General features: G+C 67.5%; 22 protein-coding genes. 15 read left to right on the forward strand and 7 right to left on the reverse strand.

Annotated features, from left to right (window positions below):
* The first annotated feature begins 89 nt into the window (after nt 1-89).
* The 6 genes from ABD260_RS14650 to ABD260_RS14675 all read left to right on the forward strand — a co-directional run bounded on the left by ABD260_RS14650 (nt 90) and on the right by ABD260_RS14675 (nt 5,869).
* Nucleotides 90-1,100 carry a Bug family tripartite tricarboxylate transporter substrate binding protein gene (locus ABD260_RS14650; protein ID WP_344234037.1) on the forward strand — a complete coding sequence of 337 codons (1,011 nt, stop codon included), beginning with the start codon at nt 90-92 and terminating at the stop codon, nt 1,098-1,100.
* Nucleotides 1,097-1,612, forward strand: coding sequence for a tripartite tricarboxylate transporter TctB family protein (locus ABD260_RS14655; protein ID WP_344234038.1), 516 nt, complete (start codon nt 1,097-1,099; stop codon nt 1,610-1,612). The genes ABD260_RS14650 and ABD260_RS14655 overlap by 4 nt, the downstream gene beginning before the upstream one ends.
* On the forward strand, nt 1,612-3,126 hold the full coding sequence (locus ABD260_RS14660) for a tripartite tricarboxylate transporter permease (protein ID WP_344234039.1): 1,515 nt from the start codon (nt 1,612-1,614) through the stop codon (nt 3,124-3,126). The genes ABD260_RS14655 and ABD260_RS14660 overlap by 1 nt, the downstream gene beginning before the upstream one ends.
* 4 nt (nt 3,127-3,130) lie before the next feature.
* On the forward strand, nt 3,131-3,565 hold the full coding sequence (locus tag ABD260_RS14665; RefSeq protein WP_344234041.1) for an EVE domain-containing protein: 435 nt from the start codon (nt 3,131-3,133) through the stop codon (nt 3,563-3,565).
* Between the two features lie 54 nt (nt 3,566-3,619).
* On the forward strand, nt 3,620-5,191 hold the full coding sequence (locus ABD260_RS14670) for an MFS transporter (protein ID WP_344234042.1): 1,572 nt from the start codon (nt 3,620-3,622) through the stop codon (nt 5,189-5,191).
* 315 nt (nt 5,192-5,506) lie between these two features.
* The gene (locus ABD260_RS14675) at nt 5,507-5,869 is read left to right on the forward strand and encodes a cupin domain-containing protein (RefSeq protein ID WP_344234043.1); all 363 of its coding nucleotides are present in this window, start codon (nt 5,507-5,509) and stop codon (nt 5,867-5,869) included.
* A gap of 166 nt (nt 5,870-6,035) precedes the next feature.
* On the opposite strand, the gene ABD260_RS14680 is transcribed toward ABD260_RS14675, so the two are convergent.
* Nucleotides 6,036-6,623, reverse strand: a complete 588-nt coding sequence (locus ABD260_RS14680; RefSeq protein ID WP_344234044.1) for a TetR/AcrR family transcriptional regulator — start codon at nt 6,621-6,623, stop codon at nt 6,036-6,038.
* A 113-nt stretch (nt 6,624-6,736) separates the two neighbouring features.
* Here ABD260_RS14680 and ABD260_RS14685 point away from each other — a divergent pair, with 113 nt between their 5' ends.
* The gene (locus ABD260_RS14685; protein ID WP_344234045.1) at nt 6,737-8,116 is read left to right on the forward strand and encodes an MFS transporter; all 1,380 of its coding nucleotides are present in this window, start codon (nt 6,737-6,739) and stop codon (nt 8,114-8,116) included.
* A complete protein-coding gene (locus ABD260_RS14690; RefSeq protein WP_344234046.1) occupies nt 8,106-8,573 on the forward strand; it encodes a GNAT family N-acetyltransferase in 468 nt (155 codons plus the stop codon). The genes ABD260_RS14685 and ABD260_RS14690 overlap by 11 nt, the downstream gene beginning before the upstream one ends.
* A 6-nt stretch (nt 8,574-8,579) precedes the next feature.
* On the opposite strand, the gene ABD260_RS14695 is transcribed toward ABD260_RS14690, so the two are convergent.
* The gene (locus ABD260_RS14695) at nt 8,580-9,893 is read right to left on the reverse strand and encodes an FAD-binding oxidoreductase (RefSeq protein WP_344234047.1); all 1,314 of its coding nucleotides are present in this window, start codon (nt 9,891-9,893) and stop codon (nt 8,580-8,582) included.
* Nucleotides 9,894-10,027: 134 nt separating this feature from the next.
* On the opposite strand from ABD260_RS14695, the gene ABD260_RS14700 reads away from it, so the two are divergent.
* Nucleotides 10,028-10,885: an MBL fold metallo-hydrolase gene (locus ABD260_RS14700; RefSeq protein WP_344234048.1), complete on the forward strand. Its 858-nt coding sequence runs from the start codon at nt 10,028-10,030 to the stop codon at nt 10,883-10,885.
* Between the two features lie 145 nt (nt 10,886-11,030).
* On the opposite strand, the gene ABD260_RS14705 is transcribed toward ABD260_RS14700, so the two are convergent.
* Together ABD260_RS14705 and ABD260_RS14710 are read right to left on the reverse strand one after the other, a co-directional pair.
* Complete coding sequence (locus ABD260_RS14705) at nt 11,031-12,242, reverse strand: glycosyltransferase (RefSeq protein ID WP_344234049.1); 1,212 nt, start codon at nt 12,240-12,242, stop codon at nt 11,031-11,033.
* Between the two features lie 172 nt (nt 12,243-12,414).
* Complete coding sequence (locus ABD260_RS14710) at nt 12,415-13,872, reverse strand: MFS transporter (RefSeq protein ID WP_344234051.1); 1,458 nt, start codon at nt 13,870-13,872, stop codon at nt 12,415-12,417.
* A gap of 103 nt (nt 13,873-13,975) precedes the next feature.
* Here ABD260_RS14710 and ABD260_RS14715 point away from each other — a divergent pair, with 103 nt between their 5' ends.
* Genes ABD260_RS14715 through ABD260_RS14730 form a run of 4 tightly spaced genes read left to right on the forward strand, consistent with a single transcriptional unit; the run spans nt 13,976 to nt 15,987 of the window.
* Complete coding sequence (locus ABD260_RS14715) at nt 13,976-14,806, forward strand: helix-turn-helix transcriptional regulator (RefSeq protein WP_344234052.1); 831 nt, start codon at nt 13,976-13,978, stop codon at nt 14,804-14,806.
* Entirely contained in the window at nt 14,796-15,185 is a 390-nt protein-coding gene (locus ABD260_RS14720; protein ID WP_344234053.1) for a glyoxalase superfamily protein, read from the forward strand. The genes ABD260_RS14715 and ABD260_RS14720 overlap by 11 nt, the downstream gene beginning before the upstream one ends.
* A gap of 6 nt (nt 15,186-15,191) precedes the next feature.
* Nucleotides 15,192-15,539 carry an ArsR/SmtB family transcription factor gene (locus tag ABD260_RS14725; RefSeq protein ID WP_344234054.1) on the forward strand — a complete coding sequence of 116 codons (348 nt, stop codon included), beginning with the start codon at nt 15,192-15,194 and terminating at the stop codon, nt 15,537-15,539.
* Nucleotides 15,526-15,987 (forward strand): SRPBCC family protein, encoded by a 462-nt coding sequence (locus ABD260_RS14730; RefSeq protein ID WP_344234055.1) that lies wholly within the window; start codon nt 15,526-15,528, stop codon nt 15,985-15,987. The genes ABD260_RS14725 and ABD260_RS14730 overlap by 14 nt, the downstream gene beginning before the upstream one ends.
* On the opposite strand, the gene ABD260_RS14735 is transcribed toward ABD260_RS14730, so the two are convergent.
* The gene (locus ABD260_RS14735; protein WP_344234056.1) at nt 15,962-18,994 is read right to left on the reverse strand and encodes a PQQ-dependent sugar dehydrogenase; all 3,033 of its coding nucleotides are present in this window, start codon (nt 18,992-18,994) and stop codon (nt 15,962-15,964) included. The two genes, ABD260_RS14730 and ABD260_RS14735, sit on opposite strands and share 26 nt — an antisense overlap.
* A 171-nt stretch (nt 18,995-19,165) precedes the next feature.
* Between ABD260_RS14735 and ABD260_RS14740 the strand changes: the two genes are divergently transcribed.
* Together ABD260_RS14740 and ABD260_RS14745 are read left to right on the forward strand one after the other, a co-directional pair.
* Entirely contained in the window at nt 19,166-20,059 is an 894-nt protein-coding gene (locus ABD260_RS14740) for a GIY-YIG nuclease family protein (protein WP_344234057.1), read from the forward strand.
* Nucleotides 20,060-20,084: 25 nt separating this feature from the next.
* Nucleotides 20,085-20,897: a SecDF P1 head subdomain-containing protein gene (locus ABD260_RS14745; protein ID WP_344234058.1), complete on the forward strand. Its 813-nt coding sequence runs from the start codon at nt 20,085-20,087 to the stop codon at nt 20,895-20,897.
* 15 nt (nt 20,898-20,912) lie between these two features.
* On the opposite strand, the gene ABD260_RS14750 is transcribed toward ABD260_RS14745, so the two are convergent.
* Nucleotides 20,913-21,653: a TrmH family RNA methyltransferase gene (locus tag ABD260_RS14750; protein WP_344234059.1), complete on the reverse strand. Its 741-nt coding sequence runs from the start codon at nt 21,651-21,653 to the stop codon at nt 20,913-20,915.
* Between the two features lie 4 nt (nt 21,654-21,657).
* On the reverse strand, nt 21,658-21,954 hold the full coding sequence (locus tag ABD260_RS14755) for a DUF4287 domain-containing protein (protein ID WP_344234060.1): 297 nt from the start codon (nt 21,952-21,954) through the stop codon (nt 21,658-21,660).

A 21,954-nucleotide genomic window follows, 5' to 3' on the forward strand; every position in this document is an offset into this window, starting at 1 on the left:
CCGCTGCGGCCAGAACGCAGACGCCACACCCACCGGGACGCCAGCATCGTCGCCACTTGATCCGCTTGCAACACGGAAGGATTCCGCCGATGAGGTCACGGCCGATGCTCTGGGTCACCACGGCGCTACTCGCGCTGGTCAGCGCCACCGCCTGCGGGGCGACCGCTGACAAGAAGGACGCCACCGACGCGGGGACGGACGGGAAGCCGGTCACCGGCCTGCGGCTGATGGTCCCGAACACGGCCGGCGGCGGGTACGACACCACCGCCCGGGTCGCCGCGAAGGTCATGGACGACGCGAAGATCGCCACCGGCGTCCAGGTCTTCAACCTGCCCGGCGCCGGCGGCACGGTCGGCCTGCAGCGGACCGTGAACGAGAAGGGCAACGGCAAGCTCGCGATGCAGATGGGCCTCGGCGTGGTCGGCGCGACGTACACGTCGAAGTCGAAGGCGACGCTGACCCAGACCACCCCGCTGGCCAAGCTGATCGAGGAGGCCGGCGCGATCGTCGTGCCGAAGAACTCGCCGTACAAGACGATCCAGGACCTGGTCGCGGCCTGGAAGGCGAACCCGAAGAAGCTCGCGGTCGGCGGCGGCTCGTCGCCGGGCGGGCCGGACCACCTGCTGCCGATGCAGCTCGCGCAGGCCGTCGGCATCGACCCGAAGGACGTCAACTTCGTCTCGTACGACGGTGGCGGCGAGCTGCTGCCGGCGCTGCTGGGCAGCAAGATCGCCTTCGGTGCCAGCGGTTTCGGCGAGTTCCTGGACCAGGTCGAGAGCGGTCAGGTACGGGTCCTCGCGGTCACCAGTGAGCAGCCGATCGACGCGCTCAAGGACGTACCGACGCTGAAGTCGGCCGGCATCGACCTGGTGTTCACGAACTGGCGCGGCATCGTGGCGCCGCCGGAGATCAGCGACGCGGACAAGAAGGTCTGGATCGACGCGCTGACCAAGATGCGCGAGTCGAAGGAATGGAAAGCCGAGCTGGAGAAGCGCGGCTGGACCGACGCCTTCCTGACCGGCGACGAGTTCGGCGCGTTCCTGACCGAGCAGGACAAGCGGGTCGCGAACGTTCTCACCCAGCTGGGTCTGACCTCGTGACCGCGGCCGAGACTCCTTCGCAAGGGGCTCGGCGAGACAGGGCGCAGTACGGGGTCTGTGGAGTACTGGCGGTGGTCGGCGGTCTGGTGATCGCCGACGCCGCCCGGCTGCCGCACATGGCCACCAGCAACGATCCGATCGGCCCCAAGCCGGTACCGATCGTGCTCGGCGTACTGCTGCTGCTGATCGCCGTCCTGTACGCGGTCGACGTCGCGCGTGGCGGCACCGGTGCGGCCGAGGAAGGCGAGGACGTCGACGTGACGTCGGCCGTCGACTGGAAGACGGTCCTGCTGCTGATCGGCGCGTTCGTCGTCAACCTGGCAACGATCGAGCCGCTCGGCTGGGTGATCAGCGGGACGTTGCTGTTCTGGGGTTCGGCGTACGCGCTCGGCAACCGGCACTACGTACGCAACCTGCTGATCGCCGTCGCGCTGTCGCTGATCACGTTCTACGCGTTCGCGATCGGGCTCGGCATCAACCTGCCGGCCGGCGTACTGCAAGGGATTCTCTGATGGACAACCTGATGAACCTGATGAACGGGTTCGGTGACGTACTCAGCCCGCTGAACTTGTTGCTCGCGCTGCTCGGCGTGACGGTGGGTACGGCGGTCGGCGTACTGCCCGGGATCGGGCCGGCGATGACGGTGGCGCTGCTGCTGCCGATCACGTACGGACTCGAGCCGGTGCAGGCGTTCATCCTGTTCGCCGGCATCTTCTACGGCGGCATGTACGGCGGATCGACCACGTCCATCCTGCTGAACACACCGGGCGAATCGTCCTCGGTGGTGACGGCGATCGAAGGCAACAAGATGGCCCGCGCCGGACGGGCCGCGCAGGCTTTGGCGACCGCGGCGATCGGTTCGTTCGTTGCCGGGACGATCGGCACGCTGCTGCTCGTACTGGTGGCGCCGCAGGTGGTGAAGTTCGCGATCAGCTTGGGTGCGCCGGACTACTTGGCGATCATGCTGCTCGCGTTCGCGGGAGCCACCTCGGTGCTTGGGTCGTCGCGGATCCGTGGGTTCGCGGCCTTGTTGCTCGGTCTGGTGATCGGGCTGGTCGGCATCGACAAGGTGACCGGGCAGCAGCGGTTGACGTTCGGCGTACCACAGCTTGCCGACGGCATCGATGTCGTAGTCGTTGCTGTTGGCATCTTTGCGGTCGGCGAAGCGCTTTGGGTGGCGGCGCATTTGCGACGGAACCCGGGTACGGTGATCCCGGTCGGGCGGCCGTGGATGGGTAAGTCGGATTGGCGCCGCTCGTGGAAGCCTTGGCTGCGCGGTACGGCGTTCGGGTTCCCGATCGGTGCGCTTCCGGCGGGAGGCGCGGAGATTCCGACGTTCCTTTCGTACGCGACCGAGAAGAAGCTGTCCAAGCACCCGGAGGAATTCGGGCACGGCGCGATCGAGGGTGTCGCTGGCCCGGAGGCGGCGAACAACGCGTCCGCGGCCGGCACGCTGGTCCCGATGCTGGCGCTCGGTCTGCCGACGAACGCGACTGCCGCGGTGATGCTGGCCGCGTTCACTTCGTACGGTATCCAGCCCGGGCCGCTGCTCTTCCAGCGCGAGCCGAAGCTGGTGTGGGCGTTGATCGCCAGCTTGTTCATCGGCAACTTGTTCCTGCTGTTGCTCAACCTTCCGTTGGCGCCGGCATGGGCGAAGCTGCTGCAGATCCCACGGCCGTACCTGTACGCGGGCATCATCTTCTTCGCTTCGATGGGCGCGTACGCGGTGAACGCCCAGCCGCTCGACCTGTTGCTGCTTCTGCTGCTCGGACTGCTCGGTTTCGGGATGCGGCGGTTCGGTCTGCCGGTGCTGCCGTTGATCATCGGTGTGATTCTCGGCCCGATCGCGGAACGTCAGGCGCGGATGGCGCTGCAGTTGTCCAACGGCGATGCGTCCGGGTTGGTCGGCGGGCCGGTCGCGTACGTGATCTATGCGGTGATCCTGCTGATGATCGGCTGGCCGTTGATCGCGTGGTTGCGGCGGAAAATCATGACAAAGGATGTCGTATATACCGCTGGACAGTAGGTGGGTGACTGACTTACAGCGTGCCTGGCTGGGTGTGATCTCCGCGGAGCACACTCAGCGGGCGGTATCCGGCGGATTTGTTCAACTCAACCATGGCAAGCGGTTCGGTGTGGCTCGGTTGCGGCTTGGCGACGGGTTCGCGATCTACTCGCCGACCGAACAGCGCGGCGGGAAGGAACCGCTGCGGGCGTTCACCGCGCTTGGGGTCGTTGCGGACAGTGAGCCGTACCAGGCCGAACCGATGTCGATGGGCGAGCGGGGCATCGTTACCCCATGGCGGCGACGGATCGAGTTCCTGCCGGTGCGACGTGCGGGGGTGCGTGAAGTTGAGCTTCAACTCACTTCTCAGCCGAACTGGGGATACCAGCTGCGGCGAGGTTTGATACCACTGTCTCCGGAGGATTTCGAGACGCTCCGGGCCGCTATGACAGTGGGCTAAGTGACGCGGAAACAACGCTGCGAAAGACGGCCTGCCGTGTATTAGGGTGCGCGGATGCTCAGGACGGTGGTGGGGTTCGCGGCGTTCGGTCTCTTCTGGGGCGCGTGGGGTGCGATCTTGCCCGCGGTGCGTGCCGAGGCGGGTGTGAGCGACGCGGGGCTGGGCGTTGCGCTGTTGATGATCGGGCTCGGCGCGCTGGTGTCGATGCGGTTCACCGGGTACCTGATCGACCGGTACGGCGCAGTCGTGCTCCCGGTCGTCACGATCCTGTTCGCGTTGTGCGGCGTCCTGCCCGCCCTTGCCGGCTCGGTCGTGACCCTGAGCATCGCCCTGTTGTTGCTCGGGGCAACTTCCGGCGCGATGGACGTCGCGATCAACGCCACCGGCTCACACGCGGAAGCCGTCGCCGGCCGCCCGGTCATGAACCTCGCCCACGGCCTGTTCTCAGTCGCCGTAGTGATCGCCAGCCTAACCACCGCCGCCCTCCGCACCACCGGCACCACCGCCCTCCCACTCCTCACCGGAACCGCAGCCCTGATCGTCATCGCGGCCGCCACCGTCCTATCCCCACGCCGCGCGAACACAGCCGAAACACCTGCCGGCCCCCACGAACCAGCAGCTGCGAACACAAGCACCACCAAGACAACCCCGGGCACCACCCCCGCCCCCACCACCCCCACCGGAGGTGCTGCTGCAGCGGGCTCCGCCGGCTCGGCCGCGGGTGCTGGTGCTGCGGCGGACTCCGTCAGTTCGGCCGGGGGTGTGGCTGCTGGGGCGGACTCCGCCAGCTCCGCCGGAGGTGCGTGTGCTGCGGCTGACGGCGTCGCCCCCGCCCGAGGTGTAGGTGCTGCGGACGACCTCACCACCTCCTCCGGAAGTGCGGGTGGTGCTGCCGATCCCGTCACCCCCGCCGGGGGTGCTGGTGCTGCGGCTGACGCCGTCGTCCCCGCCGGAGGTGTAGGTGCTGCGGCCGACTCCACCACCTCCTCCGGAAGTGCGGGTGGTGTTGCCGATTCCGTCACCCCCGCCGGACGGAAGTTGGGGCGGGTTGAGGGGGCGTTGCTGATGTTTGGGGTGTTGTGTGCGTTGGCGTACTTGGTGGAGAACGCTTGGCAGAGTTGGAGTGCTGTGCATCTTGATACCTCTCTGCATGCTGCGCCTGGTCTTGCGTCCAGTGCGCCGGCGGTGTTTGCCGCGGCGGCTGCGACCGGGCGGTTTGCTGGGAACGCACTGCTGAAACGAGTCCGGCCGGTTCAGCTGCTGGTTGCGGGTGGGTGCATCGCGGCGGTTGGCTCGCTGATCGCCTCGCTGGCGGATCAGCCGTGGTCGGCGCTCGTCGGCATCGGTGTCGCCGGGCTCGGGACGTCGGTGTGCGCCCCGACGATCATCGGGATGGCCGGCGCCTGGGCCGGACCCGAGCGTCGCGCCGGCGCGATCTCCGTCGTCACCACCATCGCCTACCTCGGCTTCCTGCTCGGCCCGGCGGCGGTCGGCGCGGCCGCCTCACTCTGGACCCTCCCAACCGCCCTGAGCGCAGTCGCCGTACTCGCGGTAGTAGTCGCCGCCCTCGCCCCCGTAGCCGCCCACATCGCCGGCCCCCGCGCCACCAAGGTCCCGACACACTGACCCAGCACCCATTACCCCCCAAACCGGTTTGGGTCACCCAGCAGCCCATTCCAGGCGTACAACGCGCCCCGCTCCACGCACCCACCCTCCCCAAACCGGTTTGGGGCACTGAGCAGCCCATTCCAGGCGTACAGCGCGCCCCGCTCCACGCACCCACCCTCCCCAAACCGGTTTGGGGCACTTAATACCCACCGCAGCAGGCGCGTGACGAGGAACCGATCGGGACGCCCCGCCGACGCGCTGACCTTCCGGATTGTCCCTGGGCGTGGTTACGGTGGCAGGACCGTAGTGTCCCGTAAGCCAGGAGGGGTTTGGATGACCGAGATCGCGAAATCCGGTGCTGTGGTGATCAACCGGGCGGACGGCCGGGACGACGGGGAGGAGTGGACCGAGAACTACACCGAGCTTCCCGGCAGCGCCGGGGTCTCGCTGATTCTGGAGTCGACGACGAAGGAGGATTCCGGTCCGCGGCTGCACAAGCATCCGTACGCCGAAACGTTCATCATCCGCCGCGGTTCCGCGACCTTCACGGTCGACGGCGAGGAGCTGATCGGCAAAGCAGGGCAGATCCTGGTCGTACCGGCCGACACCCCGCACAAGTTCAGGACCGGCCCGGGTGGGTACGAGGCGCTGCACATCCACGCCAACCCGACCTTCGAAACGATCTGGCTGGAGTGATTAGGTCGTGTCTGGTAGTCCAGCACCTACTGCGGGGCACTCGGCACGGCATCTCGCCGCGCGGGAGGAAAGGCCACGATGAAACCACATCGAGGCCTCCCCTCCCGCGCGCCGAGCTACCGCGCCGAGCACCTCCTCGCTACGGCGCTGGACTACCAGACACGACCTATTCGGGAACCTCCGCACCCGGCGGAGTGAACGCCGCCAGTAACGTCGCGTTGATGTACGGCCCGGCCTGCTCGGACGTGATCCGGCCGGCCTGAATCTCCGCGGCCGCCCCGTGCATGACGTTGTGCATCACGCTGACCAGCCACGCGGAGGGCAGGTCGCTCCGGAAGACGCCTTGCGTACGCCCCCGCTCGAGCAGCCGCTCGACGCGGGTCATCGGATCGGCGTGCAGTTCGCGTACGCGTCCGGGTGGCAGTGCTTCCTGTGCCGCGAGCAGCAACGCGCGGAAGTGATCAACCAACTGCCAGCTCGACTCGATCAGCCGGGACAGTGCCGCCCGTGGATCGCCGCTGAGATCGACCTTGCCGAGCTCTTCCTCGCCGGTAGCGATCGCCTGCACGAAGACCGCGTCGACGAGTTCGCCACGGGACGGGAAGTGCCCGTACAGCGTGACCCGCCCGACCCCGGCCGCCTTCGCGATCTCGGACGTACTCGCGCCCGGGTCGCGGGCCAGGCATTCGGCCGCCGCGGCCAGGATCGCCGCGATGTTCCGCTGCGCGTCGGCCCGCCGTGCACCGTCGGCCATCCGCCCTCCCTGATTCTGAACACCACTGTACGAGTTCCTCTTGTCGAACACCAGTGTACGAGTTATCGTCTCAGCGTAAACCGTACACGCTTGTTCGACTTGAGGATGGAACCATGACCCAACCGGACCCCCGGCGGTGGCGGCTGCTGGGGCTGCTCGCCATCGCACAGTTCATGCTGATCCTGGACGTGACGGTGGTCGCGATCGCGCTGCCGAACATCGAAACAGACCTCGGGCTCCAGCGCGAGACCCTGACCTGGGTGGTCAGTGCGTACACGCTGATGTTCGGCGGCCTGATGCTGCTCGGCGGTCGCGCCGCCGACTTGCTCGGCTCCCGCCGCGTCGTCCTGACCGGCCTCGCCGTCTTCACCCTCGCTTCGCTCGCCACCGGTCTCGCGAACGGCCCGGAGCTGCTGCTCGGCGGCCGGGTCGCACAAGGCATCGGTGCCGCGATGCTGTCCCCGGCCGCGCTGTCGATCGTCACCAAGACGTTCGACGGGGAAGAGCGGAACAAGGCGCTCGGCATCTGGTCCGCGATGGGTGGTGGCGGGTCGGCGATCGGCGTACTGCTCGGTGGTCTGCTGACTGCGGGCCCCGGCTGGCAGTGGGTGTTCTACATCAACCTGCCGATCGGTGTCGTCGTGTTCGTCCAGTTGCTGCGGATGCTGCCGGTTGATGGGCCGCGCGAAGAACAGGGCCGCCTCGACGTACCTGGCGCACTCCTGGTCACGGCCGGTACTGGTGCGGCGATCTACGCACTGATCAACGCAGCTGATCGCGGCTGGTTGTCGGTGGCAACCCTCGGTACGTTGGCCGGCGCCCTGGTGCTGTACGGCATCTTCGCCCAGGTCCAGCGCTCGGTCCGGTCACCGTTGATGGACCTGCGCATCCTGGCTCGCCGATCTGTTGCCGCAGGCCTCTTTATGTTGCTGGTCGCGACCGCGCTGATGATCTCGATGTTCTTCCTCGGTTCGTTCTACTTGCAGCACTTCAAGCAGTACGGCGCGCTGCGTACCGGACTGCTCTTCCTTCCGGTGGCGCTGGCCGCGATCGCCGGCGCGCACCTCGCGGGTCAGCTCGTCGGCAAGGTGGGCGCTCGGCCGGTGGTGCTGGCGGCGTTCCTGATCACCGCGGCCGGGGTGACTGTCCCCGCGGTCTGGGAGGGTGCTGCCATGATCGTGCTCGGGATGACTGTCGGCACGATCGGGCTCGGTGCGGCGTTCGTCGGCGCGTCGACCACGACGTTCGCGCAGGTCGCGCCGCACGAGGCGGGGCTGGCGTCCGGACTCCTGAGTACGTTCCACGAGTTCGGTGCGTCGATCGGGGTTGCGGTGGTGTCGAGCGTCGCGGCCGCGAGCCTGGCCGGGACGGTGACGACCGGGTTCACCCGTGGTTTCACCTTCGCCGCGGTGACCGCCGCGCTCGCCGCGGTGCTGGCGCTGGTGACGGTGCCGGCGTTGAAGCCTTCGACCGGAGGAGTACATGTCCACTGAAATCAGGCGTGCGCAGGTCGCGGACGCCGAGACCGTACTGAAGTTGATGGGTGAGCTGGCCGACTACCAAGACCAGGGCCAGTACGTCACCGCGAGCGTCGCGGACTGGCAAGGGTTCTTGGCGCGGGCCGAGGTGGTCGTGCTGATCGCGGAGGTGGACGGCGACGTAGCGGGGTACGTGTCCGCGCTGCGCCGGCCGTACCTCTGGGTCGGCGGTGATCTGCTCGCGCTCGATGATCTGTACGTCAGCGAGCGGTACCGCGACGCCGGAGTCGGCCGGCAGCTGATGCTGGCTCTCGCCCGGCACGCGTTGCCGGAGCGGCTTCCGATCAGTTGGGGTCTGCGCTTGGAGAACACGGCCGGGTACCGCTTCTACGAACGTCTCGGCGCCAAGCTGGTCACGAAAACCGCGGCCAGCTGGTCGCCGGACGTCTATGAACTTCAGCTGAAAGGTTGATCTTGCTCAGGCGGGGCGGATGTTGTGGTTGCCGGTGAACAGGTTGGTTGGGTCGTAGTCGTGCTTCACCGCGGCGAGGCGTTCGTACGTTGCGGCCGGGTACACCGCGGCGACATCGACATCGTCCGCCTCGGACAAGAAGTTCGCGTACGCGCCGTGCACGTGGGGGGACAGCCGATCCCACAGCTGCTGCCGGGCCGGGCGGGTCGCTTCGATCACCGGCGGCGGGCCGATGGTCGTCAGGATGATCATCAGCTCGGCCTGGCGGTGCGCGTACGCGGTCGCGTCGTCGGCGACCCGGGCGACCGCCCCGCCGACGGTGCGTACCGCGATCACCGGGGCGCCCTGCGTGGTGCCTGCCTCGGCGAGGATGCGGAGCACGTCCGGTACGGAATCCTTGTCGACAAAGGCACTTCGGGTCACGAGCTGGATGCCCGGCGGCGGTACGGCACCGTTGACGAGCACCTCGGCGTACGGGGTCAACGCGACGTCGTCGGCGATCACCGTACCGAGCTTCCGGATCGGGTCGAGGGCCTCCGCGGCGTTGTTCCCGTCGTACGCGACCTGGATTTCCAATGGTGCTTCCGGTCCACCTAGGAACGGGTTCGCGAACGACGCGATCGAGGTGAGTTCTTCCGGCGCAGTGCTCAGGTACTCGGCCCAGCGCGGGAGTACGTCCGCGATCTCGCTCGCCGCGAACACGATCTTGCCGAAGTGAACGTCGCCGGTCGGGTGCGCCGCGAACTCGAAGGCGGTCACGATGCCGAAGTTGCCGCCGCCACCGCGTACGGCCCAGAACAGCTCGATGTTTTCGTCGGCGGATGCGCGGACGACGTCGCCCGCGGCGGTGACGAGTTCTACCGCTACCAGATTGTCCAGGGCGAGGCCGTACTTCCGGACCTTCCAGCCGATCCCGCCGGACAAGGTCAGACCGCCGACGCCGACACTCCTGGTGTCGCCGGAGGAGATCGCCAGGCCGTGCGGTGCGAGCGCGTCCGCGACCTGACCCCAGTTCGCGCCGCCGCCGATCTTGACGAGATGGCGTTCTTTGTCGATGACCTCGACCGTGCGGAGCAGGCTGAGATCGATGACCAGCCCGCCGTCGTTGGTGCCGAAGCCCGCGAACGCATGGCCACCGCCCCGAACCGCGAGCTGCAAACCACTCGATGCGGCGTACTGGACGGCCTTCTGCACATCCGCCACGGTGAGTGGCCGGAGCACTGCCGCCGGTTGTCCATCGACAAGTACGGTCCGCCGCGCGGCCTCGTACGCATCGTCGTCCGCGCCAACGATGTCGCCGGCAAAACCTTCAACCTTCATGACATTCCTCCGTGTCTGCCCAATCGCGAACAAACACCTGACGCCGGCCGGCGCGTGGATGTGACGTGAACAAACGCACATCACAAAGTTGGGTGCTGTTTCGTCTCTTAGGCAGTGGCGGTCATGATGGGCCGATGCGCTATCAGTTCTCGGTCGGGTCGCTGGAGTGTGTGGTCGTCAGCGACGGGCAGCCTGCCGGACCGCTCGAGCCGGCGCTCGCGGACTTCTTCACGCCGTCATCCGGGGTTGCGGAGGCGGAGCTGCAGGCGGCGGTGGCGCGGGAAGGGCGGTCGGCGCTTGCGTGCGGGTACAACTGTCTGTTCGTCAGCACGGTGGATGGGATGGCGGTTGTCGACACCGGGCTGGGGGCCAGTTTCCTTGGGTACGGGGAGTACATCGAGCCGCTGGTGGGGCAGCTTGGTGAGGGGATGGTGGGTGCGGGGTTGTCGCGGTCCGAGTTGGCGGCGGTGATCTTCACTCATTTGCATCAGGATCATTCGCGCGGGGCGGTTTGGTCGGGGGAGCCGACATTTCCGGTCGCGGATGCGTACGCACATGTGGACGAGGTGGCGTACTGGTCGGGGCCGATTTCTGATGGTTCTGCGTTGCCGCACACCGAGGCGGCGCGGGAGACGATCCGGTTGTACGGCGAGCGGCTCCGGTCCTTCGAGTACCAGGATGAGATTCTGCCGGGGATACGGGCGGTGGCGGCGGGTGGGCATACGCCGGGTCACTCGGCGATCCTGCTGGAGTCGGGTGGGGAGCGGTTGTTGTGCGTGGGGGACACGTTCTACGACCCGCTGCAGGTGACGAACCCAAGCTGGGCGACCCCGTGGGACCTCGACCACCCGGCGTCGGTCGCCACTCGCCACCGCATCCTTGCTTGGGCCGCCGACGAACGCGTCCTCCTCCACGCCTACCACCTCCCGTTCCCAGGCCTGGGCCGAGTCACCCGCCACGGCTCAACCTTCACCTGGGAACCGGTTAGCTGAAGGGGATACCCCGATCAGCTCATCAAGCGGGGTGCGGGGCGCCCCAAACCGGTTTGGGGTGGTTGTCTACGTGGAGCGGGGAGGGTTGTACCCCTGGAACGGGCGGTTGGGCACCCCAAACCGGTTTGGGAGGCGCCCGGGTGGGTCAGCTGTTGATGGTTTGGATCAGGAGGTTGGCCGCAATCTCGGTGCCGTTGGTTTGGAGGGTGGGGGCTAGGGACTTGGCGTGGGATTGCGTGGTGGGGGAGAGGGTGATGGCCAGGGCTTCGGTGAGGGATTCGGTGGTGGGGTTGGGGGCGGAGGTGCCGATGGCGAGTTCGGTGACTCGGCTCGCCCAGAACGGCTGGTCGGCGATCAGGGGGACGATCAGCTGAGCGGCACCGGCGCGGGCCGCGGTTCCGGTGGTGCCGGCGCCGCCGTGGTGGATGACGGTTGCGACGCGCGGGAACAGCGCCTGCTGGTTCACCTCCCCGACGACGAAACAGTCAGCATCGTCGTCGATTGTTGACAATCCGGCCCAGCCGCGCGCGAGCAGTACCCGCCGGCCATGCGCCCGGCTCGCTTCAATCGCGGCGCGGGCGATGTCCTGCGGTGCGTACGACGCCATGCTGCCGAAACCGACGTACACCGGCGGCTCCTCGGCCTCGAGGAACCGCTCGAGATCCGCCGGCAGCGGGCGATCGTCCGGCAAGATCCACGCACCGGTCTGGACGATGTCGAGATCCGTCTTCCCCACCGCGGGCAGCAGGACCGGATCGGCCGCCACCCACGGATGCTCGGTGAAGACGTGGTCGCGGACGTTCTCGACCGGCGGCAGGCCGATCGCGGCGCGGTGCGTGTTGAGCGCCTCGCCGTACAGCGCGTTCACCCGTTCGGCATCCTGCGCCCACTCCGCGCGCCGATCGATCGGTCCGGTGGCCGGCGGCGTACCCGGGCGCTTGCCCGGGCTGCTGTGCTGTGACGGCAGACCGAGGATGTGGAAGCACGCGAGAACGTACGGAATGCCCAGCTTCTCCGCGACATCACGCACTCCGGCCGGCATCAGACCGGTCGCCAGCATCGCGTCACACCCGTCCGCCGCCGCCCTCGTCAGCGTCTCGAACCGCGCCGCGACCAGCTCGGGCGCGAGCTTGAACGCGTCCTGCGCGGTCGGTGGTTTCGGCCGTGACACGACCGACTGCACACTCGGCCCGAGCGGCACCATCGGTACGCCGGCCCGCGCGAGCAACGCGACGAACTCGTCGTCCGGCGGCGCACACACCTGCGCGTCCACGCCCAGCTCCCGCAGCTTCACCGCAAGGCCCGCCAGCGGTTCGACATCCCCGCGCGAACCCCACGTCGACAACAAAACCCGCATCAAACTTCCCCCAAAACAGTCCGGAATCGTGGTTGCGGTCGGCAATCATCCACCACGATCGGGGGCTTGCGGCAAGTCCCCCAGTAGGTTATAGATTGAAAATGCAGGCACTCCGCGTTCCCGGAGTGCGCACTTCCAGCCCCTGGCGGTGCGAGGCGGCGAGCCTCTTGCCTCAGCTGGTTCGTGGCAGTCGGCGGAGGGTGGCGGCGCCGAGGAGCAGGTGCAGGGCGCTTGCGGTTGCGGCGACCACCTGCAGGCCGGTGACGAAGGCTGACTTCGCGTTCGCGACCAGGTCAGCTGTCAGACCTGGGACTTCCAGCGTCGCATCCAGTGTCGGCGCAAGGTCTGGCCCGTGCAGCCGGAACAGCAGCGCCGCCAACGACCCGAGCAGCGCGATCCCCAGCGCGTTGCCAAGCTCGTTGCTGGTCTCGGCGATCGCCCCCGCCGCCCCAGCCCGCTCCGGCGGCACAGCGCCGACCGCCGTGTCAGCAACAACAGCGAACGAGATCCCATACCCAATACCGGCGACAGCAGTGGACGCCACGTACCAGCCCGCTCCACCGCTGACCGTGATCGGCAACAGCAGCAGCAACCCACCGGCGATGGTGAAATGGCAGATCAGGAGCGCGTTCCGCTTTCCGATCCGATCGACCACGCTCGGCACGACCACGCACGTGATGGTGAGCACCGCCGCGCCCGGGAGCGCGAGCAGCGCCGCCCGCAGCACCGGAATCCCGAGCACCGACTGCAGATAAATCCCCGCCAGGTACGCGGTAGCCGACCATGCAGCGAGCGGAAGCAACCCGGTGATCACCGCGATCCCGAACACCCGGTCCCGCAACAACGTGAAGTCGATCAACGGATGCTCCAGCCGCCGCTGCCGCGCCCCGAACCATGCCAGCACGGCGAGCCCCACAACCATCGCAACCACCGACGTACCGGACAAACCATCGGCCGCGGCATGTTTCAGACTGAGGATTGTCAACAATAGACCGACCGCTGACGCGACCACGCTCAGCAAATCGACCCGCCCGCGCCGACCAGCGCGTACCTCACGAAGCAGGAACGGACTGGCCGCCAGGAACAGCACGATCACCGGCAGATTGACCAGGAACACCGACCCCCACCAGAAGCGCTCCAGCAGCACCCCACCGATCACCGGACCGATCGCGAACCCGGCCGCGAACGTCGCCGCGAAGATCCCGATCGCCTGCGCCCGCCGCCGCGGATCGGCGAACAGCTCACTCAGCAACGCCAACGCCGACGGCAGCAACGTCGCGCCCGCGATCCCCATCACCGCGCGGGCAGCGATCAGCAGCTCCGGCGATGGAGCAAGAGCGGCAGCGGCGGACCCGAGCCCGAAGAACAGCGCCCCGATCCGCAGCAGTCTGAACCGCCCGTACCGGTCGCCGAGGTTGCCGAAAGCAATCAGCAACGAACCGACGGCGAACCCGTACACGTCCAGAATCCAGAGCGCCTGATCGGCGGTCGGATCGAGCGCTTGGCTGATGCGCGGCAGCGCGAGGAACAGGATCGAGCCGTCCATCGAGACCAGCAGGACGGGACCGAGGACGACCAGCAGACCGAGCCAGGCTCGCAGATTCGTCGTGGATGCGGTGGTTTGCGACATACCGCAACTTTCAGAGCCGGCGGCGCCCGCAACCAGCCATCTGCCGTGGGTACACCTGACAAGTACACCCAGCCGGCGTCCGTGGTTGCGTACGCTCGATGATGTGGAAAGCCTCGGAGCGTTCTTGAAGAGCCGCCGGGATCGGGTCACCCCTGATCAGATCGGCCTGCGTACGTACGGATCGGCCCGCCGCGTACCAGGACTGCGCCGCGAGGAGCTCGCCCACCTGGCCGGCATGAGCGCCGGGTACTACACGCGACTCGAACAAGGACAGGCCGAGACGGCATCCGAGCAAGTACTCGGCGCACTGGCACGCGTACTGGAACTGGATGACGTAGAAACCGCGCACTTGCACAACCTCGCCCGCCAGCCGATCCACTCGGGCCTGGCCGAGCCGCCCGTTGAGGAACCGCATCCGAGGGTCCTGTCCCTGCTCAAGTCCTTGGCCGAGACAACGCCTGCGATCCTGCTCGGACGACGCGGCGATGTACTCGCCTGGAACCGCGCCGGACACGCACTGCTCGCGGAACACCTCGAGTACGAGGCGCCGTACGCCACCGGCACCCGTCCTTCGATTCCGCGGATGTTCTTCCTCGATCCGCTCACCAAGGAGCTGCACCGCAACTGGGACGAGCTGGCTCGCATCCATGTCGCGTACTTGCGGCTGACCGCCGGCCGGTACCCGACCGATGCCCGGCTGGCGAACCTGATCGGCGAACTCACCATGCGCAGCGACCGGTTCGCCCAGCTCTGGGCCACCGGCGAGGTCGCCGACTGCACCACCGGAGACATGTACCTCCAGCACCCGACGATTGGCCCCGCCAACGTCGCGTACCAGGTCTGGCTGCAACCCGACAGCCCCGACCACCGCCTGGAGATCTACACCCCCAACGACGCCGCCACCACCACCGCGCTGACCAACCTTGACGTGTAGGAATATTCCTACCTATAGTGAAGTCATGGCGATCAACACAGTGAAGACCGTGACCGTGTTCGTTTCCGACCAGGACCGGGCCCGGGAGTTCTATGTCGGCGCGCTCGGCCTGGAGGTGAAGGTCGATCAGACCTTCGGCGACAACCGCTGGCTCGAGGTCGGCGCCCCGACCGGCACCACTCTCGTACTGCACAAGCCGTTCCCGGGCGCGAGCGCAGGGGGTGGGCAAGGCACCATCGTCGCCACCGATGATCTCGACGCGGACATCGCGCGGTTGCAGGCAGCCGGTGTGATTGTTGAGGGACCCAATGAAATGCCTTGGGGGAAGCAGGCAACGTTCGCTGACCCGGACGGCAACGGCTACGTCTTGCAGGGCTGAGGAACCGTGCCTCGACGGGTCAAGAGCGGGCCGCTGGACGACGTGTTCGGCGCGCTCGCCAACCCGACGCGCCGCGACATTCTGGACGCGTTGCTGTCCGGCGAGCACACCGCCGGCGAGCTGGCCGGGAAGTTCGACATGGCCCGGCCCAGCGTCTCCGAGCACCTCCGCGCGTTGCGCGAGAGCGGGCTCGTGGAGGAGCGGCTGGAAGGGCGCCATCGCTTCTATCGGGTGACGGGAGAGCCGATGGCGGAGTTGATCGATTGGCTCGCTCCGTACGAGCGCTTCTGGCGTGACCGGATGACCGCTCTCGGCGGCGTACTCGACCGGATGGATGCTGATGGCAACGAGTGACGACCTGACGGTGATCGAAGTCGATCAGTACTTCCCGCATCCGCCGGCCAAACTCTGGCGTGCTTTGACCACGCCGGAGCTGATGGCGGAGTGGCTGATGCCGAACGACTTCCGGCCGGCCGTGGGCCACAGGTTCACCTTTCAGGCGAAGGCGGTCGGGCAGACCGGCTTCTCTGGCGCGATCGCCTGCGAGGTGCTGGAGCTGACGCCACCGAAGCGACTGCGGATCAGCTGGTGTGACGCGGCCGACCCCGACGGCATGGCGACCGAAGTTGCCTGGACGCTTCAGCCCGAAGGTAAGGGGACGCGGCTGTTCCTGGAGCATTCGGGGTTCGACCCGGATGACCCGACCCAGCAGCTGGCCCGCCGGTTCATGAACGGTGGTTGGCGCAGCCACGTCCTTCGCCGCCTCGGCGACTTGCTTATGGCAGCGCCCACCTCTGATTGATGCCGCCGTTGCAGGTGTACAAGATCAGGCGGGTGCCGTTCGCGGACGATGCGCCGCTGGCGTCGAGGCAGAGGGGTGCGGCGGCGTTGACGAGCGAACCGTTCGGCTGCGGAATCCACCGCTGACCGGCTGATCCGTCGCACGTCCACAGTACGGCTGGCGTCTTGAGGGCAGTGCCACGAGCGGACAAGCATTTGCCCATCGTGCGCACTGTCCCGTCGTCGAGCGAAGGCGTCCACTGCTGGTTCACCGCGCCCTTGCAGGTGTAGAGCGTCGTCGGCGTACCGTCAGCGGTCGCGGCCTGGTACACGTCGATGCACTTCCCGGCGATCCCGGTCGCCGAGCCGGTGTCCTGGAAGACACCGAACTCCCAGAGCGAATAGTAGCTTCCGGCAACGGCCCGTTTCGTCGCGTTGATCCGTACGTAGCGCGCGTAGTTCGGCAGGAACGTCACGTTGTCCGTACCGCCGTCACCGCTGATCGTCGACGCGACCGTCTTCCAGGTTCGGCCGCTTCCGGAAACCTGGATCTGGTACGCCTTCGCGTAGGACGTCGACAGCCAGTTCAGCAGTACGCGGTTGACGAGCTGTACCGACCCGAGGTCGACGCGCAACCACTGCGGATCGGTACGCGCGCTCGACCAGGCGGTCGTCATCGCGCCGTCGACTGCCTTCGACGCTTCACGCCCAACCAGATAGGTGCTGGAGGCAACCGCTGGCCGCCCGCGAGCGAGGTTGCGTTTCGCGCCGTACATCGCCGTGTACGTAGCGGTCGACGCAGGTGCGACCAGGTTGTGATTGCGCGTCCCACCGTCCGACCACAGACCGAAGCGGTACGGCTGGTTCGCCCACGTTTGCATCGGATCCGCCGACACAGAGACACTCGATCCGACGATTGTCGTGCCGGTCAGAGGGCTCTTCCCGCTCGTGTCGTTGAAGGTCACGGGCAATCCGCTGGGCGACGTACCGAACCTCAGCCCGGCCGTCTTCGGGTCGAGCCGGACGCTCTTGGTGTCGGTCAGCCCTTGCGCGTCGGTCGCCGTCAACCGCAGTTCCAGGTACGACGGGTATTCGTGATCGGGCGCGCTGAATGAACCTTTCGCACCGGTCATCGAGGTGATTGTGTGCGTATGGCAATCACTTGGGCAGTGGTGCATGATCAACGACCAGGTCAGCGCCGACGCCTGCAAGGTCCCCTGCTCGGGATCGGTCGCCGTACCCGAGAAGTTGATGGCGTCGCCAACCTTCCAGGTCGTCGCCGGGCCCGGTGCGGTGATCGTTGCCGTCGGCGCCGTGTTCGCGACACTGATTCGAGTCGTCGTCGTACTGGTGGTGTGACCGTCCGATACTTTCAACCGCGCGGTCACCTCCCCGGACGTCGTGTACGTGTGTTGTACAACGGCCGCGATCGAGTCGTCGTACACACCATCACCGTCGAGATCCCACGCGTACGTGAGCGGATCGCCGTCGGCATCATTGGAGGCGGTGCCGTCGAACGTCACGGTCAACGGCGTCGGGCCGCTCGACGGGGTGGCCTGGATCACCGCGGTCGGCGGGTTGTTCGTCGCGTCGTACACGTACCGCAAGATCCGCCCGTTGTCGTAGTCGACCGCGAACAAGTCGCCACCCGGACCCGTTTGCAGCCGCGTCGCACCGTACCCGGATGCGAACACCTGCGTCTTCGCCGGATCGGGCAGACCGTTCGCGCCAGGCATCATCGCCCACACGCAGCGCCGGCTGTAGTCCGCGAAGAACAGCGCGCCGTCGTACGCGGAGGGGTAGTTTCCGTTGCTGTAGAAGGACATTCCGGCGATCGAAGAGCTTCCGACCGTACACGATTCACCCGGTATGATGTGGTCGGTGTGCTTGTACGCGTAGTACGGCGACGCGACCGCTGATGGGCCGGCCGCGTACAGGTTCTCGCAGAGGTTCACGTTGATCGCGTCGTACCCGGGTTGCCGCGCGGCGCCTTCGTAACAAGGCCAGCCGAAGTTCGTCACCTTCGCGGTCGGGTCGATGACGCGGTCGATCTCCTCCCAGGTCGAGTACCCGACATCGCCGATCCACAGTTCCTTCGTACCCGGCCGGAACGTGAAGCGCATCGGATTGCGGAGGCCGTACGCGACGATCCGGCGGGCGTTGGCGTCCGTACTGGAAGCCATCGGATTGCCCGGCGCGGCCTGTCCGGTGTTCGGATCGATCCGGATGATGGAGCCGTCCAGACCGGTCGGATCACCGGGCGTACGGACGTCCTGCGCGCGCAGCGCTCCGCCTTCGGCTGTCGGTGGTTTGAGGGTCGCGCCGACCGGAGCCGGCCCGTCACCGCAGGGATTGTCGGGCGTGAGATCGGACCCCGCGTAGCTGTCCTGGCCGTAGTCGACGTAGGTGAAGCTCGCGCCCTCGCCACCGCCGGCGTACAGGAATCCGTCCGGCCCGAACTCGATCGAGCCGATCGAATGACTCGGGTACACCTGGCACCAGTCCTCGACAAGTACTTGCTCGGCGCCGTTCGCGTTCAGTACCGAGAGCCGCGCGCTGGCCTGACAACCGTCACCGGTCGGACCAGGCGGAGTCGGGCATGGGTCGGCGTCGGTGTTGGGCGTACCCCACTTCGGGGTCGGTCCGCCGATCAGGCCGTCGTGCGTGTACAGCACGTAGATCCGCGGGTCCTTGGGGAAGTTCGGGTTCAAGGCGAGCCCGAGCAGACCGCGATCCCAGTAGTTGTACACCTCGGTGCGCAGGTCCGCGTACACACTCGGCGTCGGGTCGTCGAACGAGTCGAAGACCTTGATCAGGCCGCTCTTCTCCGCGACGAACACGCGGCCGTCCGGCGAGAACGCCACGTTCGTCGGATCGGTCAGCCCGCTGAACACGACTTGCTCACTGAATCCGCTCGGTGCGACCGCGGCGCGGGCCGGCATCGCCGCAACGGGCAGCAGCGCGAGTACGCAGAGTGTGGACAGCACAATGGACAGGACAGGACGAAGCCACTTGGCGGAAAACCTCACGAAGCCCCCACGGCATGATCCCCGGCACCCGCCCGCACAGCCCCCTACGGGTACTCGGATCGCCCGTCAGGATCGACCTTCGGCAGGTTGGCGCGCAAGACCTCACGGGCATTCGTCTCCAACCCGCCGTGGGTTGATCACGCGGCGGGTCAGAGCAGGCACACTGGGCTGATGATCAGCAGCGTTCGCGAGTTGCCGATGGGGCCTGGCGTCTATCGGTTCCGCGACGACGCCGGGAAGGTGCTGTACATCGGACGCGCGCGGAACCTGCGGCGGCGGGTGCGCTCGTACTGGGTGAACGTCGGCGATCGTTCGCACTTGCGCCGGATGGTCCGCCAGATCGCCCGGGTGGAAGGGGTTTGGTGCGACTCCGAGCATGAGGCGGCGTGGCTGGAGCGCAATCTGCTGGAGCATTCGAAGCCACGGTGGAACCGGATCGAGGGTGGCGCGGAAGTCGTTGGGTACATCCGGCTTGCCGACGGTTCCGGGCCAGGGCTTCGGTTCGAGCACGCCGTGACTGGATCGGCGCAGCACTTCGGGCCGTACCTGGGTGGGTTGCGGATCCGGCAGGCGATTTCGGGGCTGCATCGGGTGTTGCCGTTGCAGTACACGGTTGCCGGTGATGCGTCGGCTGAAGAGTTCGGCCGGCTCTTTGGGATTGGGCCGGGCGATCGGGCGGCGTTGGCTCGTACGGCGATCGCTGTCCTGCAACGCGATGCGGATGCGGTGCGTACGCTGCGCGACGAACTGATCCGCCGGCGCGACCGGGCGGCGGGGGAGTTGCGGTACGAGTTCGCGGCGAAGGTACAGGGCGAGCTGGAGGCGCTGGAGTGGATCGTCGCCGAGCAGAAGGTGGCGTGGCTCGATGCGGTGGACGCGGAGGTGTACGGGTGGGCCGACGGGGTGCTGGTGCGGTTCGAGGTACGCGGCGGGCGGATGTGTACGTGGACGCAGCGTGCGGTGAGTGAGCGGACCGCACGGGAGCGGGTGGCGTCGACGCCGGAACTGTGGCGCGCGTTCGCCCAGCGCAACGCCGAACTGGCGGCACGCCTGCGCAGCGGGTGACATCTTGCTTACCTAAACTCGACCCATGACGCAGCCGCCGGTCCCGCCGAACGACTCCAACAATCCGCAGGACCAGCCGCGGTTCCCGAACCAGCCGCCACCGCCCCAGGGCCAACCGCCTTACCCAGCCGGCCAGCCGCCGTACCAGCCCGGCCAACCGCCTCACCCATCTGGTCAACCGCCCTACCAGCCCGGCCAGCCGCCGTATCAGCCGGGTAATGCGCCGTTTCAGCCCGGTTTTCAAGGGCAGCAGCCGTACGCGCCGGTTCCCCGCAAGGTCTCCCGTGGTTCTCTCGTTCTCGTCATCACGCTCGGCGTCGTGATGCTCGCCCTGGTCGCGACCGGCGTGATCATCGCGCTCACCCGCGACAAGAAGCCGTCGACCAGCAGCGCCCCGCCCTCGGCGGCCGCGAGCAAACCGTCCGACCCGACGGCCGTCGAGTTCCGCCGCGTGATCGCCGTCAAACCCGGCACCTGCCCGACCCCGGCGCCGGACGGAACCGCCTGCGACGAGAAGGGCAACCGCTACACCCTCGGCAAGGTCGAGCTCAACGGCAGCAACGTCGACGGCGTGAAGGTCGGCCTCCAGGAAGGCTCCACGACCGGCGCCTGGGCCATCTCCCTCACCCTCGACGCGGAAGGCGCCAAGCTCTTCGGCCGGCTGACCGCGGGCCTGGCCAAGCAGGACCCGCCCGCGAATCAGCTCGCGATCCTCGTTCGCGGCCAGGTCGTCACCGCGCCGACGGTGATGTCCGAAATCCCCGGCGGCAAGGTCGAGATCACCGGCACGTACACCCGCGACGACGCCGAGAAGGTCGCCGGCAAGATCATCGGCTGAGCATCCCGTACACAGTCAGCGGTTGGTGACCTCGAAGGCGACCACGGCCGCCGCGACCGCGACGTTCAAGGACTCGACGCCCGGGTTGAGCGGGATCCGCAGGTCGGAGTCGGTGCGTACGGTGATGCCGTTCGTCTCGCCACCGAGTACGTACACGGCGCGCGGTGCGAGCTCGGTCCGGAAGAGCGAGTCGCTGGTTCGCGCGGACAGCCCGTACACGTGGTACCCGGCGGTCCGGAGCAGATCGACGGCCGCCTTCGCGGTCGGCGTGTTCACGATCGGCGCCTGGAACGCGACCCCGGCCGACGCCTTGATCACCAGCGGCCCGACATGCGGCGTCCCCGCCCGGGGCAGGATCACGCCGTCGAACCCGGCACCGGTCGCGGTCCGCAGGATCATCCCGACGTTGCCCGGGTTGGTGACGCCGTCGAGCAGGAACACGTTCGTCGGCCGCTTCCCGCGCTCCCGGACGAACTCCTCCAGCGGCGTCATCCGCGGCGCGTTCACGTCCGCGACTACACCCTGGTCGTGCTTCCCGTTCCCGGCCAGCCACTTCACGCGGCTGGCCGTCGCCCGCTCGACCGGCGTACCGTCCTTGTCCGCCGCCCGCAGGATCTCCTGCAGCGAATGCCCGGTCGCGTTGTCCGCGACCACTACTTTCGCCACCGACAGGCCGGGATCCTGCAGCGCTTCCAGTACCGGCTTCCGCCCGTACACGGTGATCCACTTGTCCCGCGGCGACTTCTTCGAATCCACCCGCCTACCGTAGCGCCGGGTTCGTTGCCTTCCCATCGAGCCACAGCATGTTGCTCGCGTCGGCGTGCGTACCCGTACTGCCGACGTGCTTGTCGCTGATCCGCGGCCCGTTCTTGATCACGTGCACCAGCGCCATCGCGTGCCCGCGGCCGAGGTCGTAGTCCTCCTTCAGCCAGTCGGTGATGACCGCGGCCTTCACGTCCTTCGCGTCGTACCCGCGCCCCTTCGCCTCGTCGACCAGCTCCCGCGGGGTCTTGCCCGTCTTCGCTTCGATCTTGTCCAGGTAAGCCTGAAACGACAT

Source organism: Kribbella hippodromi (assembly GCF_039531045.1).
GTDB lineage: Bacteria > Actinomycetota > Actinomycetes > Propionibacteriales > Kribbellaceae > Kribbella > Kribbella hippodromi.

Bases quoted from the DNA above. Each gene is read 5' to 3' on its own strand.
- ABD260_RS14650 (WP_344234037.1), top strand. From the start codon at position 90: ATGAGGTCACGGCCGATGCTCTGGGTCACCACGGCGCTACTCGCGCTG.
- ABD260_RS14660 (WP_344234039.1), top strand. From the start codon at position 1,612: ATGGACAACCTGATGAACCTGATGAACGGGTTCGGTGACGTACTCAGC.
- ABD260_RS14670 (WP_344234042.1), top strand. From the start codon at position 3,620: ATGCTCAGGACGGTGGTGGGGTTCGCGGCGTTCGGTCTCTTCTGGGGC.
- ABD260_RS14675 (WP_344234043.1), top strand. From the start codon at position 5,507: ATGACCGAGATCGCGAAATCCGGTGCTGTGGTGATCAACCGGGCGGAC.
- ABD260_RS14680 (WP_344234044.1), bottom strand. From the start codon at position 6,623: ATGGCCGACGGTGCACGGCGGGCCGACGCGCAGCGGAACATCGCGGCG.
- ABD260_RS14685 (WP_344234045.1), top strand. From the start codon at position 6,737: ATGACCCAACCGGACCCCCGGCGGTGGCGGCTGCTGGGGCTGCTCGCC.
- ABD260_RS14690 (WP_344234046.1), top strand. From the start codon at position 8,106: ATGTCCACTGAAATCAGGCGTGCGCAGGTCGCGGACGCCGAGACCGTA.
- ABD260_RS14695 (WP_344234047.1), bottom strand. From the start codon at position 9,893: ATGAAGGTTGAAGGTTTTGCCGGCGACATCGTTGGCGCGGACGACGAT.
- ABD260_RS14700 (WP_344234048.1), top strand. From the start codon at position 10,028: ATGCGCTATCAGTTCTCGGTCGGGTCGCTGGAGTGTGTGGTCGTCAGC.
- ABD260_RS14705 (WP_344234049.1), bottom strand. From the start codon at position 12,242: ATGCGGGTTTTGTTGTCGACGTGGGGTTCGCGCGGGGATGTCGAACCG.
- ABD260_RS14710 (WP_344234051.1), bottom strand. From the start codon at position 13,872: ATGTCGCAAACCACCGCATCCACGACGAATCTGCGAGCCTGGCTCGGT.
- ABD260_RS14730 (WP_344234055.1), top strand. From the start codon at position 15,526: ATGGCAACGAGTGACGACCTGACGGTGATCGAAGTCGATCAGTACTTC.
- ABD260_RS14740 (WP_344234057.1), top strand. From the start codon at position 19,166: ATGATCAGCAGCGTTCGCGAGTTGCCGATGGGGCCTGGCGTCTATCGG.
- ABD260_RS14745 (WP_344234058.1), top strand. From the start codon at position 20,085: ATGACGCAGCCGCCGGTCCCGCCGAACGACTCCAACAATCCGCAGGAC.
- ABD260_RS14755 (WP_344234060.1), bottom strand. From the start codon at position 21,954: ATGTCGTTTCAGGCTTACCTGGACAAGATCGAAGCGAAGACGGGCAAG.